This is a genomic window from Mesorhizobium sp. WSM4312 (genome assembly GCF_002294875.1).
In the GTDB taxonomy this organism is placed as follows: Bacteria; Pseudomonadota; Alphaproteobacteria; order Rhizobiales; family Rhizobiaceae; genus Mesorhizobium.
This window is the reverse complement of record NZ_NSFU01000010.1, coordinates 85672-102975: the sequence shown is the minus strand read 5'-3', so window position 1 is coordinate 102975 and position 17304 is coordinate 85672. Positions and strand designations below refer to the sequence as shown.

Here is a 17304-nt window from a genome sequence, read left to right as displayed (position 1 = left end):
CTATTGCCTAGCCTGGCCAGCACCCGCACGCGCCTCAGCTTCCGAACAGAACCACATTTCTCCTTTCCAAAGGCTTGATGCCGGCGTCCGAGCCCTGCGCATGGCCGAGCATGGAATTGAGCAGCTGACCAGAGTGTCACATCGGTGTCGCAACCGGGCGATATGAAGACAAGGCGCGGTCGACGAACGCAGCGCGTGCCGTGCGTCCTCCCAGGACTAACCCCTCCGGTTCCCTGCCGGTGGGGTTTTCTATTTCAGCTACCATCTTGGCAGTCGCGAGTTATCCTTGCTATCGTGGTCTTCGGTCAGCACAGGACACCCCGTCATGGACGCAAGTGAAATGAGCGCGATCGGCGACACCCTCATGAGGATCGTCACGCCCGACATGTCTCCCAAACAGCTTGTCAAGGCAGCCCAGAAAGCGCACCCCAAGGCCTCGAAGAAGGACATCGCCAGAGCGGCCTTCTTTTCGATCATCGCAAATGCGGATCAGGACATCGGCAAGGCCAAGAACCTGCAGGCATTCGCCATAGCGGAGCGTACCCAGCCGTCGGATTGAGCAATCGCCTGGCATTGCAAGGGCCTGTCGTCGCCGCACGCGCTCATCGCCGCGGATAGGCCACCCGGCAAACCGACATTATGGTGTCGCCCCAACGGCTGGATCGAACGCCCGACCAGTTCGCGGATCAGCGCCTGGATCCGTGCGGTCTTGGCTCGGCCCGCATCACCCCCGCCAACGTGATGCAGGCGCCATTTGACGCGTGCCGACCAACTAAGGTCATGCCGAACGTTGGCCAGCGGCCGCGCGGGCTGCCACGATTGCAACCACAGGAAAAACCTGGGCGCGTAAAGCATCTAGGCGCTGGCTCTCTCAAGCCCGTTTATTAGCCCTCGAAAGGATTTCACGAGACCGCTCTATAAGCCTACGGTTCCGCTCGATGAGTTCCTGAGTTTCCTTAATGCGGATGAGGCTTTGCCGCTCCCGTTCATCGAACTCAACCGGCTTTTTGGTGTCGTCGATCTGTTGCATGCAATGGCCGCCTTTAAATCGTTGCGCGTCCGCCTGCATTAGAAACTCGCGAGGGGTGGAACTGTTCCTCGGCAAGCAACAGAGCGTGGCAGAGGCTTCGGCGGTGGGAGGGATGCTTCGCCGGTGTAGGACGGAGCCTTTGGCCGCTGTGCCGCTAGTAGTCCGGCCAGCGAGCGTTTCTGCGGGCCGCGCTGTCGGCCTGATCTACACGCCAAGAACTTGCTAATATTCGACTGGAGGCGCAAGATTTTCTGACACATGAGGCTCTTTTTGATCGCACTCGTTGTCGCTCACAACTGGTATACCGGCTACCACGATCCGGTCACCGGATATGAATGCTGCGACGACAAGAAGGATTGTAGGGTCATTAGCTCGCGCTATGTCGAGCCGCTACCGGGCGGCGATTTCAATATCCGCACGGGGTCCAAGAGTCGATACTTCATCCCCAAGAACCGCGTCCTAGAGAGCGAAGACAACCAATATCACATCTGCACGTCTTCCCCGAATATGACCATCCGCTGCTTCTTTGCGCCGCACACGGAAGCCAGTCGATAGCGAGGAGGTGGCTGAGGCCACACGATGAGCCGGGAGGAAGTCATATCCGCCTACGCGGCACGGGAGTGGCCGATGCAGACCCACAGTAGCCCGCTGCCTAACAGTTGCGGGCCTTCCGCTTTATGGAGCGCCTAGAGTCCGAATGAGGGAGTCCAAGGGTTGGTATCGTACCCAAGGTGCGGCTTAGGACTACTTGAATCGGCCTGTGGTGAAATGGCCGTACCGGTTGCCGCACAGTCCAATTTCGCGGCAACTGCAGCCTTGATCGAAAGGCCGGCACACGCGTCGGCAACGACCTTTGCCTTCTTGTCGTGCGCCATGGCGGCGCTCGACGCGGCAAGCACAATTGCCGCGCAAAGAATAGCGGTTTTCATTAGAATGCCCCTCTTTTAGCAAAAGCTAATAATAGGTTAACGTTACGTAAGATCACCGTCAATCGTAGAATCGGCCCACCGAAGGCACGTCATTGTTTCGCTTCGATCGCCTCACTTCCCAAAGCCCGCCACGATTTCCCTGGCGGGCTTCATCTTCAGGGGAAGTTAGGAATTGAATTAGGAAATATCGCGGTACCCTCAAAATCTTGCAGATTATTCAAGGTGATGCCGAAATAACTGGCGGAGGGAGTGACCGTAAGTTGGCCTAGTCGTGATTAGTCGCTAGTAGCCAACCTATTGATATCGCTAGATTTTGCTTATCGTGCCTATTCAACTGATCTGTCGGACGGCTCCTATTGGTTAGCACGGCAACGGCCAACTAACCAAAGGGTCACTCCGCAATGGCAACCAAAATCGACACTCTTAACCGCGAACTCCGCAACCGCATTAAGGCGGGCCAACCCAATCTCTGGTCGCATGGCAACGGCTTGTGCTTCGCGCTCGCCAAGAACGGAACGGCGTCATGGGTCATCCGCTACACCGTCAACGCCAAGCGCCGCGTGATGACGCTCGAACCGCATTCCGACCCGATCACAGATCGCAAGCTGAAAGAGCTAGAAGCAGCAAATACCCGAACAGAGGCCGACGTAGCGGCACCGACGACAAACCGCAACAAATTCAACGATTCGAAGGTGCCGCAAGTGCAACAGGCGCGGGCAGGGGAAGACTAGGGGTAAAAATGTCGTCCAGAGCGGGGTTACGTGCCGGTCATCGAAACGCCGGGCGGTGTGAACACTCGCCTTGTGCCTGGGCCGCCAGAAAACCCGTTGCAACAATCTGCGTCAGGTTGCGTCTGGCGAGCCAGCCAATCTTGCAGGTTTTCCGGATATAGAGAGCTCGGTGACTAAGTCTAAGTCTAGTAAGCACCTCTTGTGATGTTCAGCTTCGACACTAGGTTCTTGATGTGCTCCGGGTATTTGCCATAATAGTTTCGCAGCCACTCTTGGTAAACCTCAAAAGCGTCCAGCAGCGCGTCCCTGCTTACATCACCATCATGGCTACCAAGGTTTCCGACGTGCCGAAGGGCGTCGAGCGTATCCATCAGTTCGGGATGCGCTTGGCCGAAGTCGTCAATCCGCTCATGAAGCTTCTTCTTGGGATCGATACCTTCCGCATCCATGATACGCTCGACGCTTATGCGGAGCCTGTTGGCAGCCGATCCTCGATCGCCCCAAAATGCCGTGAAGGCCTGATTCATAGCTCCCGCAGCAGGAGGAGGAACGCTTGCAGGAATGTCCATGAGAGGCGGGCCGGGGTACATACTGTAAGGCCGAAGGGAAGTAAGTGGCTCTTCCTCGAACAGCTCCGCAAACGCGTCGCCCATCACCACAACTACCTCACGGCAGCGACGGTTACTGCACACCAGCGTACAGGTAAAGCGGCCCTCGTCCTGCTCAGGCGTAAAGCCGTATTTGAGATGATGAATATGCGCGCGATTTAATCGCGTCACCTTGAAGCTGTCCTTGTCCAGCTCTAGCCGGCCGGGCCGGCAGGATGGACAGGGCAAGGCAGGAATCGAGTTCTTGTCAAAAAACTCAGGCCATATATCACGGTTGGACGCCATCTCAGGTTCTCTAGTAGGCGTTTCCTCTCTCAATGCGCTCCATTGCTCCCGGGGTCGCGCATAGTCAAGACGGATTGCGCGGCGGATATCATGGATGGAGGGTGTTCAATGCCAAGACCTTACATCAAACGAGCCGCACTTTATCTGGCACTTCGGCTGAAACCGCCCGTCAGCAATGACCCGTTTGACGACGACCCGGCTCGCGGCAACTTCTTCGTGAACTACCTTCACGAAAAGGACGGCCGGAAGCGGTTCATCGTCCGGGACGTGGACACCGATGGCGTGTCCGGATTGTGGTTCGACGAGGACGGTGGGAACGGACAGCCCAAGAAGCTCACGAACGAAGAGCTGAAAGAATTCTCCCTTTCATTTGTCCATCACTACCTCGGCGCACCCATGACCACATATGGCAACTTGTTTGCCTTCTTTTGGGGTGTCTTCACGTTCTACCCGCTTCGTCGCCGTTGGTGGGATAAGCTCGCACAGGATGAGTTCAACCGGAAACCCCTCATTCGTTCGGGGCGGTTGGAGGTTCTACGGTTCTTTCTTAATCAGACAGTCAAGAGGGGTAGCTACAGGGTCAGCTCGGTTTCCCTCATGGCCGATCTTTTCTCCATGAGGTTCTTCGGCCATCCCGAAGAGGAGGAGACCAGCACCTATTACGAATTGGTGCTGAGGTCCCTGGTACACTCAAAGGACCTCCAGACGGAGGACCACGAAATATATTATTCTCTGAGCGATCAAGGTCTCACGACGCTCAGCGGCTACGAGGAGGAAGAACGTCGCCACCGGGGCAACCTATGGCTCCAGGCCCTCATCGTGATTCTGACCCTTGCTACGGTCGGCGTCGCTATATGGCAAGAATACCATCCCGACCCGCCAGAAGCTCCGCCGTCCGCCGATAGACGCAACCTCCCATGACGGAACACCGTGGGAAGAGCTTGACGGAGATGCAAGAAAGCGGCGCAATCTGGCGACGATTGAGGCTCGAAAAGCCTGCGCGAAATCTCCGGAGGAACTTGCGAGCGCCGTGGAAAAGTACATGCAGATCACTCGCGCTTTGACGATAGCAGCAAACATTCAAACCGATGCGAAACGGGAATTCGCGCCGAACGGTTAGTGGATTTGGTTAGTCGCTTTGAAAGCGCTTTAGAATTCACCAATTCCCGGGGGGAGGGGTTCTCCGACTTGCGTCCAACAGGAGAGGAGATGATGGAAAGAAAGCCGCGCGTGGCTAGAGCCAGCGAGTATGGGTTCGCCACCATTTGCGCGAATGCCGGCGTGCATCCGCAAAAGGTCAGCGAGGACGAGACCGGTTGGGACTACCTCGTTGAGTTTCCTCCCGATCCAGACTTCAGCCCTGCGGGCGCGCAGCCTCCAGGCGTTTCAGCGTATTCGCAAATCAAATCAACGACTGGCCGTACCGTCAGCACGTCAATCACGTTGTCGAACGCTCGTCGAATGGCGCAACAAAGCCATCCTTGGTTCATCGTGCTTTTCCATCGACTTCCATCCGGCGAAACTCGAATTTATGCGAAGCACTTTTGGATCGATTTGATCACGGAAAGTTTGAAAGCAATACGCAAGGCCGATTTGGCTGCAGAGAAACTTCACAAAAAGGCGCTGACAATTTCATTCGATGATAGCGACGATCACACAGACGATTTGCTTCAATGGATGGAGGAGACAATTGCGACAATCGATGATTACCATGGACAGAAAACCAGCGTATACGAGTCCGTCGGCTACGAGAATGGCCAAGCATCAGTCAAATTCAGCTTCCAATCCGAAAAGTCGGATGCAGTTGCCAAGGCTTTCTTAGGTATTGGCACAGTGCAAATACAAGATTTTGAGATGGTTCCGCACCGGTTTGGTTTGCCGGACCCGCGCGGTCAGCTCTTGGCCGGAACTGCAACACTCACAGCATCTCCGTCAACGTGGTACAATTGCCGGATTAAGGTAAGGGCAAAGAACGAAGACAACCCAATCGTGATGCCTGGCAAAGCGGCGTTTACATCGTTTCCTAGAGGTTATGCACGCTTTACATCAGAGTACATGGACTTGGTGTGGTCCACAAGCGACAACGGCGTTACATTTAACAGCAAAATCTCCATCCACGAACGCCGAAGTTTGATCGCGCTGGTAACGCACGTCAGACTATTGTCCCTGTTCACAACCACTGACACTGATATCCAAATATGGGTGGGGGGCAGGCGTGTTTACGGAGGCCGAGCGCGAAAGGCTGAGGATGGTCGCTGGCATCAGCTCTATCTGCTTCTAGCGTTCCTGCATTCCCTTTCGCCTGACGAATTAGAGCTGTCGATTGAAGACGTGGTGGCGGCGGCGCCGGAACTGGCGCGTCTTCGCGAGATTGTGGCAGTGAAAGGGGTAACTTGCACTCTTGAGTTTACGGATATCGAGAGGGTGCCAGTTGGTGCGGAACGGCTGCTCTATGCCGCTCAAGTGACGGTTGGTTCAGTGACCTTCTTTGCAATTGTTGAGAGGCCGGTGATTGTCGAGGACGCGACGGGACTGCAAAGACGCTTCGAACTCGGCGACCCTCGAATCATAGAGAGTTACGCTTCGACAGGCGATGGTTTGGGGCAGCAAATGCAAGCGGACTTCGAACGGCAGATCAATCAAAGCCACCTAACTTTAGGTATCGCAGACATAAGACCAGCGCTCGAAGGGCGCGAAATACGCATCTATGGGTCGCCGGGATTTGATCGTCTAGACGAAAGGACCAATTAGCGACCAAGTGCAATCAACTCCCTTGGCAGTTTGTGAAACCTCCAGCCGAACAGCACTTAAGCGATGCCCGCATTTGTAAGCGTCCGATCCAGTTCGAATGCTATCTGGCGCATGGTCGGCAAATGCGGAAAAGGTTGCAAAGGTGACCAACCGGGTTTGCCCGCCTGATTTGTCATGACGGTCATCTCTTTGATATTCTCGAACCAGACCGGATGCCGAGAAAACTCGACATAGGCTTCGTCGGTCAATTGAGGGTCAACGTGCCCCCCTCCATCTTGGTTTCTTAGGGAAAAAACCAAACGGCGCCGGTTCATTGATGCGCCTCTGGGAGACTGGAAAATGATCTCCTTCTCCCACCAATCGTGGAATTGGAGTTTCCTTTCAGCCATGGGCCCTTGGTCTAGCACCGGCTCCCAACTGCTCTTTCCGCCGCCGACTATGTGCATATGTGCCAGCGGCTCTTCCGGCAGCAGATTGTCGGGTCTGACCGGTGTCGCAAAACTGGAGAACCGAAGCCCGACGCGCAAGCCGAGCTGCGTTAGGAGACTTTTTTGAGAGCCATCATGCACCAGAACGAACACTGGCGCTGCCAATCGAACCGCTTCAGCGTGCCGCCCTCCGTCATAGGCTGCGGATGACGCACGCATGAATGAGATTTGATCTTGCAGCGCTTGCTCAATTTCTTCGCGTGGGCGGGTCCAACCGGCCTTACTATTAGGTTTCCTAGACATCCCTTTGCATAGCCGCAAAAAGTATGGGGATCAAAGATACGCGTCACGAACCCTGCAGAAGCGCAGCGCAATTGTTCCTCGCCGTGCATATCTTTGCAATCAACTCAGTGCCAACCGCTGTGGTTAGCGGATTGGTTAGTTACCGGCTAACCGAAAGTTGCCAAACCCTACGCTTTCCGGGCCTTCTAGGGGTTGACTTGGCGGAGGGAGTGGGATTCGAACCCACGGTGAACTTGCGCCCACGCCGGTTTTCAAGACCGGTGCCTTAAACCGCTCGGCCATCCCTCCAGTGACATCAGTCACATGCGACTGCTCTAGTGTGCCCGGCAAAGGCCTGTCAACCGGCATGCGTGGCCGCGCGTGTTCCTTCACTGAACCATGCAGCAGGGCAGCGCCACAATCTTGCCCGGTTCCGGCCACAATCAATTAATACCGTGATAAACAATTCCTGCGCACAAAGGATCGGGGTTCAGGGTGCCGTTGGTATTGTCGAGCGAGTGCTTTGGCTCCTCTGCTGTTCATACGACGGCGTCTTGATTGAGACTGTAGGGGATTTCAGGACAATGCAGGCTATGACGCGCCCGCGTCTTCGTCGCGCTTCCACGCTTACGCTGCTTGCTGCGTCGGCTGCTCTGCTGGCGGCTTGCGCGTCGCAGCCTGAGCCGAAGGGGATGGTCAATCCCAAGCATCGCTCCAAGGAATATTTCGCCGAAACCGAATATGGCGTGAAGGCGAGCCCGCGCGCTGGCTTCATGCGGCGTGGCGGCGGTCGCGACCAACTCGGCAAGCCTTACCAGGTGCGCGGCAAGTGGTACTATCCCAAGGAAGATCGGCACTACGCGAAGGTCGGCCTGGCCTCGTGGTATGGCGACGCCTTCCATGGCCGGCTGACCGCCAATGGCGAAGTCTACGACATGACGCATCTAACGGCCGCGCACCCGACCATGCCGCTGCCCAGTTACGCCCGTGTCACCAACCTCGAAACCGGCAGTTCGGTCATCGTGCGCGTCAACGACCGCGGACCGTATCATGAGGGCCGCATCATCGACGTCTCGGAGCGCGCGGCGCAGATGCTCGACTACGACAAAGTCGGCACGGCGAAGGTCAAGGTCGAATATGTCGGTCGTGCGCCGCTCGATGGCAATGACGACCAGTATCTGATGGCCTCCTACCATCCCGGCAACAGGATTCCGGATCCGTCGGATGGCCTGCCGACCGGCGTCATGGTGGCCATGAACGGACCGTCGCCAAGCCTGCCGGTGGGCGCGGCCGCCGTGCCGTTCCCCGGTCAGCTGACGGATTCAAGCGAGGCCGCGCAACCGTCTTTGTCGGCGCAGGCGCCGGCTTTCGGCGATCTGGCGCTGCCCGATTTCGGACCGATCGTGCCGGAGCGTCCGGAGATCGGCCTGCCGCCGCAGTCGCCGTTCGCGGTGGCCTCGCTGTCCTATGCGGATGAACGCGTGCAGCGCGCCGACGTCTTTGCCGCGCTGGATGATAGCGGCATGTCACCCGCCGATATCCTGCGGTCGTGGCAAAAGTCCAATCCGCAGGCGTCACCGTCCAGCGCCGACTATGTCGCCGCCGGCACGTTCGACGACGCCACCGAAGCCAAGCGCGTGGCAACGGCACTTCAGCCCTTCGGCCGAACGGAAATCCAGCGTTCCGACCTCGACGGCAATGACTGGTACGCGGTCAATCTCTATCCGAACGGCCATGGCGGCCTGGACGAATTGCTGCAGGCGGCATGGTCGCACGGCGCACCCGATGCGCTGGCTGTGCGCAACTGATCTATTTTCTCCGCGCGGTTGATCCGGCGGAAAAAACCCTGATAGCTTGGCTGTGCCAAAACCGGCAAACGGGTCGAGATTTCATGCAGTTGCGCGCCTTTCCGCCATTTGCCGGCTTTCTGGGACTGGCCTTACTGCTGCTTTGCCTCGCACCAGCCCAAGCGCAGCTTTTCGAGACCAAGGCCACACAAGCCTTCATGATCGATGCCGACACCGGCACGGTCCTGTTCTCGAAAGACGCCGACAAGCCGATCCCGCCGGCCTCGATGGCCAAGCTGATGACCATGGAGGTGGTTTTGAACGCCATCAAGTCCGGGCGCCTCAAGCTCGACGACACGTTCGTGGTCAGCGAAAACGCCTGGCGCAAGGGCGGCGCGCCATCGGGCACGTCGACGATGTTTGCCAAGCTCAAATCCGCGATCCGGCTCGAAGACCTGATTCAGGGCGTGACGGTGCAGGCGGCCAATGACGGCTGCATTGTCATCGCCGAAGGCATGGCCGGCTCCGAGGACAATTTTGCCGCGCAAATGACCGAGCGCGCCCGCCAGATCGGGCTCAAGACATCGACCTTCGTCAATTCGACCGGCCTGCCGGCCGACGGCCAGCAGACGACGGTGCGCGAGCTGGCGCAGTTGGCGCTGCATTTGTGGCGCGATTATCCGGATTTCTATCGCTACTACGGGCTGAAGGATTTCACCTGGAACAAGATCTCGCAGAAGAACCGCAATCCGCTGTTGGCCATGGACATCGGCGCCGACGGTCTGGCCGTCGGTGCCAGCGAGGTGGCCGGCTTCGGCATCGTCGCTTCGGTCGCTCACAACGGCACGCGGGTGATCATGGCGATGAGTGGGTTGGCCAATGACAAGGAGCGTGCCGAGGAGGCGCGAAAGCTGCTCGACTGGGGCGCGCGCTCCTTCGAGAAGACCGAGATCTTCGCCAAGGACGAGGTGGTCGGCGAGGCCCAGGTTTTCGGCGGTGCGAAATCCGGCGTGACGTTGAAGGCAAAAGGGCCGATCGACATCTTCCTGCCGATCACCAACCGCGACAAGCTGACGGCCAGGATCGTCTACACCGGGCCGGTTGCGGCGCCCGTGGAGGAGGGCCAGCCGGTGGGGGCGCTGCGCGTCTGGATCGGCGACACGCTGAGCCAGGAGACGCCGCTTTTCGCTGCCGAATCGATCGGCGTCGGCACATTGCCGCAGCGCGCGCTCGATGCCGTCAAGGAACTGGCGATCGGCTGGCTGCGATAGCACCGACGGCATGGACGTTTTCCCGAACGCGGACTATCTAGAGCGCAACAATCCACCTGGACAAAGGCCCTTTCGATTGGCGCGCGGATTTTTCATCACCTTCGAAGGCGGCGAGGGCGCAGGCAAGTCGACGCAGATCGAGCGGCTGGCGAGAAAGATGCGCGCCAAGAAGTATGATGTCCTGCTGACGCGCGAACCGGGCGGCTCGCCGGGCGCCGAAGCGGTCCGGCATGTGCTGCTTTCGGGTGCCGCCGAGCCATTCGGACCGAAGATGGAGGCGCTGCTCTTCGCCGCCGCGCGCTCCGACCATGTCGAGCAGGTCATCCGGCCGGCGGTCGAGCGCGGCTCCATCGTGCTTTGCGACCGTTTCCTTGATTCCTCGCGCGTCTACCAGGGCGTCACCGGCGGGATCGACCCGGCGTTCATGGCCACGCTGGAACAGGTCGCCATCAATGGCATGATGCCCGATTTGACGCTGATCTTCGATATCGATCCGGCCGAGGGCCTCAGGCGCGCGACGCTGCGGCGCGGCAGCGACGCCGACCCCGACCGCTTCGAAAAGGAGACGCTGGCCATTCATCAAGCCCGCCGCGCGGCCTTTCTGGCGATCGCCGCGGCCGAGCCGGAACGCTGCATCGTCGTCGATGCCTCCGCCGATCCCAATATGGTGGAGGACGTCGTCACCGCGGCCGTCTTCGCGGCTCTGGAGGCGAGGGCGCCCGCGCGCAACAGGCAGGCCGCACCCGTATGATCTTCGAACGCATCGCGCCGGAACAGCATGACACGCTGGACGGCGTTCCCGAACCCTCCGAAACACCCCGTCTGGTCGGGCACAGGCAGGCGGGCGAGATGCTCGCCGCCGCCTATCGATCGGGAAAGCTGCCCCATGCGCTGATCTTCACCGGACCGGTCGGCATCGGCAAGGCCACGCTGGCCTTCCACCTGGCGCACCATCTCTTGAAGCACCCGGCCTTCGGGCAGGCGCCGGAAAGCCTTGCCAGTCCCGATCCGGCCTCACCGCTGTTTCGCCAGATCGCGACCGGGGCGCATCCGGGCGTGCTGCATCTGACCCGGCCGATGAACGACAAGACCAAGAGCTTCAAGACGGTCGTCACCGTCGACGAGATCCGCCGGGTCAGCCGCTTCCTGTCGATGACCTCGCATGACGGCAGCTACCGGGTCGTCATCGTCGATCCGGCCGACGACATGAATGCCAACGCCGCCAATGCCTTGCTGAAGAATCTTGAGGAGCCGCCGGCGCGAACGCTGTTCATTCTCATCGTCCATGCGCCGGGCAGCCTGCTGCCGACGATCCGCTCACGCTGCCAGGTGATACGCCTGACACCGCTCGACGCCGACGAGTTGATGGCGGTGCTGGAAACAGCCGAACCGCCGCCGCCGGACGATCCGGCCGCGCGGGCGGCACTGGTCGAGCGGGCAGGTGGAAGCGCCCGCAACGCGATCCTTTTGACACAATATGGCGGGTTGGAGATCGCCTCGACGCTCGACGCGCTGGTTGCGAAGGGAAAAAACGACATCGGCGGCGCCTATCGGCTCGCCGAAGCCGTCGCCGGCCGCGATCAGGCGATCCAGTTCGATATCTTCAACCGCCGGGCGCTCGACCTTTTGTCGGATGCTGCAAGCCAGGCCGCGCTCGCAGGCGACCTCGCAAGGGCGAAAACGCTGTCGGACACTTGGCATGAGGCGCTGGACGCTATATCTGAGACCGACACCTACAATCTCGACAAAAAGCAGCACGCCTTGATCATGATCGACCGCCTGAATTCTGCGATGCGAATGTGACGGCCTCCACCGGGATGGCAATCGCCATTCCGATGCGATATCCACCGCCACGGCTTCCATTCAGACATTCATGACGGTTCATTCATGTCACGCGACACATTCTACATCACGACCGCGATTTCCTATCCAAACGGCAAGCCGCATATCGGACATGCCTACGAGCTGATCGCCACCGACGCGCTTGCGCGCTTCCAGCGCCTCGACGGCAAGCAAGTCTTCTTCCTCACCGGTACCGATGAGCACGGCATCAAGATGCTGCAGACGGCGAAGCGCGAAGGCATTTCGGCGCGCGCGCTGGCCGATCGCAACGCGGCCGATTTCAAGCGCATGGCGACCGCGCTCAACGCCTCCAATGACGATTTCATCCGCACCACGGAAGAGCGGCACTATGCGTCCTCGCAGGCGATCTGGAAGGCGATGGACGCCAATGGCGACATCTACAAGGGCGGCTATGCCGGCTGGTACTCGGTGCGCGACGAAGCCTATTACGGCGAGGAGGAGACGGAGGTCCGTCCCGACAATGTCCGCTACGGACCGCAGGGAACGCCGGTCGAATGGGTCGAGGAAGAGAGTTATTTCTTCCGCCTCTCGGCCTACCAGGACAAGCTCATCGCGCTTTATGAAAGCCAGCCCGACTTCATCGGCCCGGCCGAGCGCCGCAACGAGGTGATGAGTTTCGTCAAATCGGGACTGAAGGATCTGTCGATCTCGCGCACGACCTTCGACTGGGGCGTGCCTGTGCCGGGCGACGACAAGCACGTGATGTATGTCTGGGTCGACGCATTGACCAATTACATCACCGGTGTTGGCTATCCCGATGAAAACGATGAGAAATGGCGCTTGTGGCCGGCCGATGCGCACATCATCGGCAAGGACATTGTGCGTTTCCATGCGGTTTACTGGCCAGCCTTCCTGATGTCGGCCGGCATCCCGCTGCCGAAGCGGGTTTTCGGCCACGGCTTCCTGTTCAACCGCGGCGAGAAGATGTCGAAATCGGTCGGCAACGTCATCGACCCGTTCACCATGATCGAGCATTACGGTCTCGATCAGGTGCGCTACTTCTTCCTGCGCGAGGTACCGTTCGGCCAGGATGGCAGCTACAGCCATGAAGCGATCGTCAACCGCACCAACGCCGATCTTGCCAATGGCCTCGGCAATCTGGCGCAGCGGTCGCTGTCGATGATCGCCAAGAACTGCGGCGGCGTGGTGCCGAAGCGCGGCGATTTGACGGAAGCCGACAGCGCGATCCTGGATCAGGCGGTGACCGCTCTCGCCACCGCGCGCAAAGCCATGGCCGGGCAAGGCATTCATTTGGCACTGGCGGCGATCTTCGATGTGGTGGCGGAAGCCGATCGATACTTCGCAGGACAGGCACCATGGGCGCTGAAGAAAACCGATCCGGAACGCATGGAAACGGTGCTGTGGACGACCGCCGAACTGGTGCGGCGCGTGGCGGTGCTGTGCCAGCCCTTTATCCCCGGATCGGCAGCGAAGCTGCTCGACCTGCTGGCGGTGCCCGCGGACAAACGTGATTTCGCGCATGTCCACGCCGACCATGCGCTGGTGCCGGGCACTGCCTTGCCGGTGCCGGAAGGCGTGTTTCCACGTTACGTCGAACAGCCGAGCGCGAACGCCTGATGCTTGTCGACAGCCACTGCCATCTGGATTTTCCAGATTTCGCTGAGGAGCGGGCGGCCATTGTCGCCCGCGCCAAGGCGGCCGGAATTGGCCGTATGGTAACGATCTCAACCCGTGTGAAGCGGTTTCAGCAAATACTTGAAATCGCGGAGACTTTCGACGATGTCTATTGCTCGGTCGGCACCCATCCGCACAATGCGGAGGAAGAGTTGGACGTGACGGCGGCGGAGCTGATCCGCCTGTCGGCACACCCGAAGGTGGTGGCAATCGGCGAAGCGGGGTTGGATTATTTCTACGACAAGGCGCCGCGCGATGCGCAGGCGCAGGGCTTTCGCAATCACATTGCCGCCGCTCGCGAGACCGGCCTGCCTCTCGTCATCCATTCGCGCGATGCCGATGACGACATGGCAGCCATTCTCGAGGACGAAACAGGGAAGGGCACCTTCCCCTTCATCCTGCATTGTTTCTCCTCCGGACGCCGGCTGGCCGAGGTGGGCGTCTCGCTCGGCGGCTACGTGTCGTTCTCGGGCATACTGACCTTCAAGAACTCTGCCGAACTGCGCGTCATCGCCGCCGGCGTGCCGCATGACCGCCTGCTCGTCGAAACCGACGCACCCTATCTGGCGCCGATCCCGTTTCGCGGCAAGCGCAATGAGCCGGCCTATGTCGCGCACACCGCCAAGGTGCTGGCGGAGACAATTGGTGTCAGCGAAGCTGAAATCGCCGATCTGACGACGAACAATTTCTTCCGCCTGTTCGGCAAGATGCCGCGACCTGCTGAACTGAGCGCCTGAGCGATGGCTGACCGGCTGCGCCTCACCATTCTGGGCTGCGGCTCGTCGCCAGGTACGCCGCGCATCACCGGCGACTGGGGCAATTGCGATGCGACCAATCCGAGGAACCGGCGCATGCGCACGGCAGCGCTGGTCGAACGGATTGCGGCCGATGGCGGCCGTACCACCGTGGTCATCGACACCGGGCCGGATTTCCGCGAGCAGATGCTGCTTGCGTCGGTCAAACGCATCGACGCGGTCGTCTACACCCACCCACATGCCGACCATATTCACGGCATCGACGATCTGCGCGGCTATGTGCTCGAGCAGCGCCACCTGATCGACATCTATGCCGACCAGCCGACGATGCTGCGCCTGCGGCAGGCGTTCGGCTATTGCTTCGAGACGCCGCCGGGCAGTTCTTATCCGCCGATCGTGCGGGCGCATATCATCGACCACGCAATGCCTGTCATGATCGAAGGCGAGGGCGGTGCCCTCGCCCTCGAACCGCTGCCGCAGATTCATGGCGACATCATCTCGCTCGGCTTCCGCATTGGAGGGCTGGCCTATTGCCCTGATATCAGCGACTTTCCCGACGCCACCGCCGAGCGGCTGCGCGGCCTGGAGATGCTGGTCATCGACGCGTTGCAGTACAACCCCCATCCCAGCCATCTGTCGCTGGGCCAGGCGCTCGGCTGGATCGAAAAGCTGACACCGAGGAAGGCCGTGCTGACCCACATGCACGTGCCGCTCGACTATGCCACGGTCAAGGGCGAACTGCCGGCCAACGTCACCCCGGCCTATGACGGCATGGTGATCGAAATTCCCTTTGAATCAGCTTGATACGAACGGGCTCTGATGAAGGTGCTCTGCGTTTTGGGGCGAACATCAGCAGCGTTCACATCCGTTCATAGCCCGTCATGCACGAACACTTCAATCGGCCAGTTCGATCTCCACGCTTTGCTATCATCATTCGCGCAGCGTCGGCCGTTAGCTCAAGGCAACACGCCCCGATCGAGCCAAATCCATGAAAATCAACGGCAATTTCCAGATGCTGGCCAACAGATAAGTTCCATAATCTATCTTATGCGACTTTCGGACATCGTAAACGCTGGACGTTGCGCTTGCCCCATGCGTGATCCTCAAACTCCTCCGCCCGCCGACATTGACGGCCTGTCGGCGCTGACCGTCGCGCGCCTTCTGGTCAATGTGATGGGCACCATCGCCCGGCAGGTTTGAAACCCCGGACCATCCTCGCAAGCTTTCCCGTCACGTAGCGCCGGCCGCTGAAATGCGCCGATGCACGCCGTCCAGGCTTTCCGCCAGCGCATCGAAGACGTTGCGGGCCGTAAGTTCGTTCAGGACCTGCTCGTTGATGCCGCCACGGGTCGCATAATCCTGCGCCAGATGCGTGAAGTCCGCATCGGGCGCCGTCTCCGGAGCGTGTCCGAGCGCCATGAAGAGCGCGGCGATATAGTCGCGCCCCTTGGTGTCCGGCACATCATGCGCTTTCAGCCAGCGATGGATCGTATCGAGGTACTTGAAATAGGTGGCATAGGTCGCGGTAACGACGCTCAACGCATCGAACTCGCTGGAGCTCTCGACCTCGATCACGGTCCCCAGCCCGCCGAACAAAGCGGTCATGTCCCGATCAGGCGGATAAATGATCGTCGCCCCCCGCCGCCGGGCGATCATCGGCATCGGCAGCGCTTTGGTCACGCGGCTCGCCGGTGCGGTCAGGCCGGTGATTTCCTCGCGCGACAACGTGGCGATCAGGCTGACGAGGTGATGGTCGCGCCGAAATTTCAATTCAGGCAGCACCTGGTGGGCATCTTGCGGTCGGACAGCCAGCATGACGGTATCGCAATCGTCGAGCACCGCCTGGTTGTCGGCGGCAACACGTACGTTCGGATAGCGGGAAGCGAGGTTGGCCGCGATCTCTTCGTTGCGTGGCGACAACACCACCGATACCGGATCGCCATCGAGGGATTTGAGCCCGGTGACAATGGCTGAAGTCAGCGCACCTGTGCCGATGAAGCCGAGTTTCATTGGGTACTCCCAGCTGTTCGCTCTGCAGCTCGGTCGGTCACCGCCGCCCCTGCTCCAGACCGATCCGGTAGCTTAGCGAACGCTTGGCCCCCGGCTCGATCAGCATCACGCCGGGCTTGTCGCTGAACTCGCCGTCGAAATCGGCCGGGCTCGCAATACCACGCCAGGGTTCGATGCACAGGAAGGGCGCGCCGCCGGGCTTGGACCAGATGCCCAACTCTTCGGCTCCCTGCCATGACATTTCGATTGCCGGACCGCGCTCGGCTGCATATCGCACACTGGTGCTGGCGGGCCGATCCAGGATGACGGCGTCGTCATCGAACAGCCGTTCGGACAGCGCAAGCGTTCTGCCATCGATGGGCGTCGTCCGCGTTTCCGAGACGAGAAGGCCATCCTTCAGGCGACGAACCGGCGCCGGCTCACTCGCGGCAAAGGTCAGCCGATAGGCCTCCTTGGGCAACTCCGGCAGCAACGGCCAGTTGAATGCAGGATGAGCACCGATCGAGGCCGGCAATTTCTCGTCGCCGGTGTTGGTCACTCGCAAGGTCACATCGAGCTGCTGTCGGTCCAGCGTATAGGTGACGGCAAGGCGAAAGGCGAAGGGATAATGCGCACGCGTGTCGGCGTCGTCGGTGAGCACCAGCGTGCAGGAGCGGGGTCCCCTCTCCTCCCAGGTGAACGGTTTGTCTCGAGCGAAGCCGTGCTGCGTCATCGGATAGGTTCGGCCGCGATGACGCAGTCGATCGCCCTTTAGCCGGCCAACGATCGGGAACAGCACCGGCGAATGGCGCCGCCACTCCGGCCCGGCCTGCCACAGAAACTCAAATCCCCGCCCATCCTGCAGCGAAACCAGTTCGGCACCCTGCCCTGTTATGACAGCCGAGATGCCGTCGCCATGAAGCGTTTGGCTGTCCTGTGCCACATGTCCTCGCGGGCCGG

18 protein-coding genes and 1 tRNA gene are annotated in these 17304 nt (G+C 59.9%); 12 read left to right on the top strand and 7 right to left on the bottom strand.

Translation table 11 applies throughout. The features are described 5' to 3' along the window. Positions 1 to 340 precede the first annotated feature (340 nt). Entirely contained in the window at positions 341 to 559 is a 219-nt protein-coding gene (locus CK228_RS18220; protein ID WP_245438058.1) for a hypothetical protein, read from the top strand. Positions 560 to 871: 312 nt separating this feature from the next. Here the strand turns inward: CK228_RS18220 and CK228_RS35340 are convergent, their stop codons facing one another. Then, positions 872 to 1030, bottom strand: a complete 159-nt coding sequence (locus CK228_RS35340; RefSeq protein WP_179295961.1) for a hypothetical protein — start codon at positions 1028 to 1030, stop codon at positions 872 to 874. A gap of 270 nt (positions 1031 to 1300) precedes the next feature. Between CK228_RS35340 and CK228_RS18210 the strand changes: the two genes are divergently transcribed. After that, positions 1301 to 1585, top strand: a complete 285-nt coding sequence (locus tag CK228_RS18210) for a hypothetical protein (protein ID WP_143750603.1) — start codon at positions 1301 to 1303, stop codon at positions 1583 to 1585. A gap of 131 nt (positions 1586 to 1716) precedes the next feature. On the opposite strand, the gene CK228_RS18205 is transcribed toward CK228_RS18210, so the two are convergent. Continuing rightward, positions 1717 to 1959, bottom strand: coding sequence for a hypothetical protein (locus CK228_RS18205; protein WP_095788745.1), 243 nt, complete (start codon positions 1957 to 1959; stop codon positions 1717 to 1719). 401 nt (positions 1960 to 2360) lie between these two features. On the opposite strand from CK228_RS18205, the gene CK228_RS18200 reads away from it, so the two are divergent. Next, the gene (locus CK228_RS18200; RefSeq protein ID WP_095788744.1) at positions 2361 to 2690 is read left to right on the top strand and encodes an Arm DNA-binding domain-containing protein; all 330 of its coding nucleotides are present in this window, start codon (positions 2361 to 2363) and stop codon (positions 2688 to 2690) included. Positions 2691 to 2875: 185 nt separating this feature from the next. On the opposite strand, the gene CK228_RS18195 is transcribed toward CK228_RS18200, so the two are convergent. Then, positions 2876 to 3583: a DUF4145 domain-containing protein gene (locus CK228_RS18195; protein ID WP_095788743.1), complete on the bottom strand. Its 708-nt coding sequence runs from the start codon at positions 3581 to 3583 to the stop codon at positions 2876 to 2878. Between the two features lie 108 nt (positions 3584 to 3691). On the opposite strand from CK228_RS18195, the gene CK228_RS18190 reads away from it, so the two are divergent. After that, the gene (locus tag CK228_RS18190) at positions 3692 to 4504 is read left to right on the top strand and encodes a hypothetical protein (RefSeq protein WP_095788742.1); all 813 of its coding nucleotides are present in this window, start codon (positions 3692 to 3694) and stop codon (positions 4502 to 4504) included. Between the two features lie 288 nt (positions 4505 to 4792). Then, a complete protein-coding gene (locus CK228_RS18185) occupies positions 4793 to 6334 on the top strand; it encodes a hypothetical protein (RefSeq protein WP_095788741.1) in 1542 nt (513 codons plus the stop codon). 56 nt (positions 6335 to 6390) lie between these two features. On the opposite strand, the gene CK228_RS34755 is transcribed toward CK228_RS18185, so the two are convergent. Both CK228_RS34755 and CK228_RS18175 read right to left on the bottom strand, forming a co-directional pair. Then, on the bottom strand, positions 6391 to 6915 hold the full coding sequence (locus CK228_RS34755) for a hypothetical protein (RefSeq protein ID WP_143750602.1): 525 nt from the start codon (positions 6913 to 6915) through the stop codon (positions 6391 to 6393). A 348-nt stretch (positions 6916 to 7263) separates the two neighbouring features. Next, positions 7264 to 7353 (bottom strand) — tRNA-Ser (locus CK228_RS18175). Positions 7354 to 7628: 275 nt separating this feature from the next. Here CK228_RS18175 and CK228_RS18170 point away from each other — a divergent pair. The 7 genes from CK228_RS18170 (at position 7629) to CK228_RS18140 (ending at position 15159) form a co-directional block, all read left to right on the top strand. After that, a complete protein-coding gene (locus tag CK228_RS18170; protein WP_095788739.1) occupies positions 7629 to 8852 on the top strand; it encodes a septal ring lytic transglycosylase RlpA family protein in 1224 nt (407 codons plus the stop codon). Positions 8853 to 8935: 83 nt separating this feature from the next. Beyond that, positions 8936 to 10102 carry a D-alanyl-D-alanine carboxypeptidase family protein gene (locus CK228_RS18165; RefSeq protein WP_095788738.1) on the top strand — a complete coding sequence of 389 codons (1167 nt, stop codon included), beginning with the start codon at positions 8936 to 8938 and terminating at the stop codon, positions 10100 to 10102. Between the two features lie 76 nt (positions 10103 to 10178). Beyond that, positions 10179 to 10853 (top strand): dTMP kinase, encoded by a 675-nt coding sequence (gene tmk, locus CK228_RS18160; protein ID WP_095788737.1) that lies wholly within the window; start codon positions 10179 to 10181, stop codon positions 10851 to 10853. After that, positions 10850 to 11905: a DNA polymerase III subunit delta' gene (locus tag CK228_RS18155; protein WP_095788736.1), complete on the top strand. Its 1056-nt coding sequence runs from the start codon at positions 10850 to 10852 to the stop codon at positions 11903 to 11905. Before tmk ends, CK228_RS18155 begins: the two co-directional genes overlap by 4 nt. 84 nt (positions 11906 to 11989) lie before the next feature. After that, positions 11990 to 13543: a methionine--tRNA ligase gene (gene metG / locus CK228_RS18150; RefSeq protein WP_095788735.1), complete on the top strand. Its 1554-nt coding sequence runs from the start codon at positions 11990 to 11992 to the stop codon at positions 13541 to 13543. Next, the gene (locus CK228_RS18145; protein ID WP_095774461.1) at positions 13543 to 14337 is read left to right on the top strand and encodes a TatD family hydrolase; all 795 of its coding nucleotides are present in this window, start codon (positions 13543 to 13545) and stop codon (positions 14335 to 14337) included. The genes metG and CK228_RS18145 overlap by 1 nt, the downstream gene beginning before the upstream one ends. 3 nt (positions 14338 to 14340) lie before the next feature. Further along, positions 14341 to 15159 (top strand): MBL fold metallo-hydrolase, encoded by an 819-nt coding sequence (locus CK228_RS18140; protein WP_095788734.1) that lies wholly within the window; start codon positions 14341 to 14343, stop codon positions 15157 to 15159. Positions 15160 to 15585: 426 nt separating this feature from the next. Here the strand turns inward: CK228_RS18140 and CK228_RS18135 are convergent, their stop codons facing one another. Both CK228_RS18135 and CK228_RS18130 read right to left on the bottom strand, forming a co-directional pair. Beyond that, on the bottom strand, positions 15586 to 16365 hold the full coding sequence (locus CK228_RS18135; protein ID WP_095788733.1) for a pyrroline-5-carboxylate reductase: 780 nt from the start codon (positions 16363 to 16365) through the stop codon (positions 15586 to 15588). Positions 16366 to 16402: 37 nt separating this feature from the next. Then, positions 16403 to 17287, bottom strand: coding sequence for an aldose 1-epimerase family protein (locus tag CK228_RS18130; RefSeq protein ID WP_095775748.1), 885 nt, complete (start codon positions 17285 to 17287; stop codon positions 16403 to 16405). Between the last annotated feature and the right edge of the window lie 17 nt (positions 17288 to 17304).

Excerpts from the sequence above, each read along its gene's own strand:
- CK228_RS35340 (WP_179295961.1), bottom strand. The coding sequence starts at position 1,030 with ATGCAACAGATCGACGACACCAAAAAGCCGGTTGAGTTCGATGAACGG.
- CK228_RS18165 (WP_095788738.1), top strand. The coding sequence starts at position 8,936 with ATGCAGTTGCGCGCCTTTCCGCCATTTGCCGGCTTTCTGGGACTGGCC.
- CK228_RS18195 (WP_095788743.1), bottom strand. The coding sequence starts at position 3,583 with ATGGCGTCCAACCGTGATATATGGCCTGAGTTTTTTGACAAGAACTCG.
- CK228_RS18140 (WP_095788734.1), top strand. The coding sequence starts at position 14,341 with ATGGCTGACCGGCTGCGCCTCACCATTCTGGGCTGCGGCTCGTCGCCA.
- CK228_RS18190 (WP_095788742.1), top strand. The coding sequence starts at position 3,692 with ATGCCAAGACCTTACATCAAACGAGCCGCACTTTATCTGGCACTTCGG.
- CK228_RS18155 (WP_095788736.1), top strand. The coding sequence starts at position 10,850 with ATGATCTTCGAACGCATCGCGCCGGAACAGCATGACACGCTGGACGGC.
- CK228_RS18220 (WP_245438058.1), top strand. The coding sequence starts at position 341 with ATGAGCGCGATCGGCGACACCCTCATGAGGATCGTCACGCCCGACATG.
- CK228_RS18145 (WP_095774461.1), top strand. The coding sequence starts at position 13,543 with ATGCTTGTCGACAGCCACTGCCATCTGGATTTTCCAGATTTCGCTGAG.
- CK228_RS18205 (WP_095788745.1), bottom strand. The coding sequence starts at position 1,959 with ATGAAAACCGCTATTCTTTGCGCGGCAATTGTGCTTGCCGCGTCGAGC.
- CK228_RS18200 (WP_095788744.1), top strand. The coding sequence starts at position 2,361 with ATGGCAACCAAAATCGACACTCTTAACCGCGAACTCCGCAACCGCATT.
- CK228_RS18185 (WP_095788741.1), top strand. The coding sequence starts at position 4,793 with ATGATGGAAAGAAAGCCGCGCGTGGCTAGAGCCAGCGAGTATGGGTTC.
- metG (WP_095788735.1), top strand. The coding sequence starts at position 11,990 with ATGTCACGCGACACATTCTACATCACGACCGCGATTTCCTATCCAAAC.
- CK228_RS18170 (WP_095788739.1), top strand. The coding sequence starts at position 7,629 with ATGCAGGCTATGACGCGCCCGCGTCTTCGTCGCGCTTCCACGCTTACG.
- CK228_RS18135 (WP_095788733.1), bottom strand. The coding sequence starts at position 16,365 with ATGAAACTCGGCTTCATCGGCACAGGTGCGCTGACTTCAGCCATTGTC.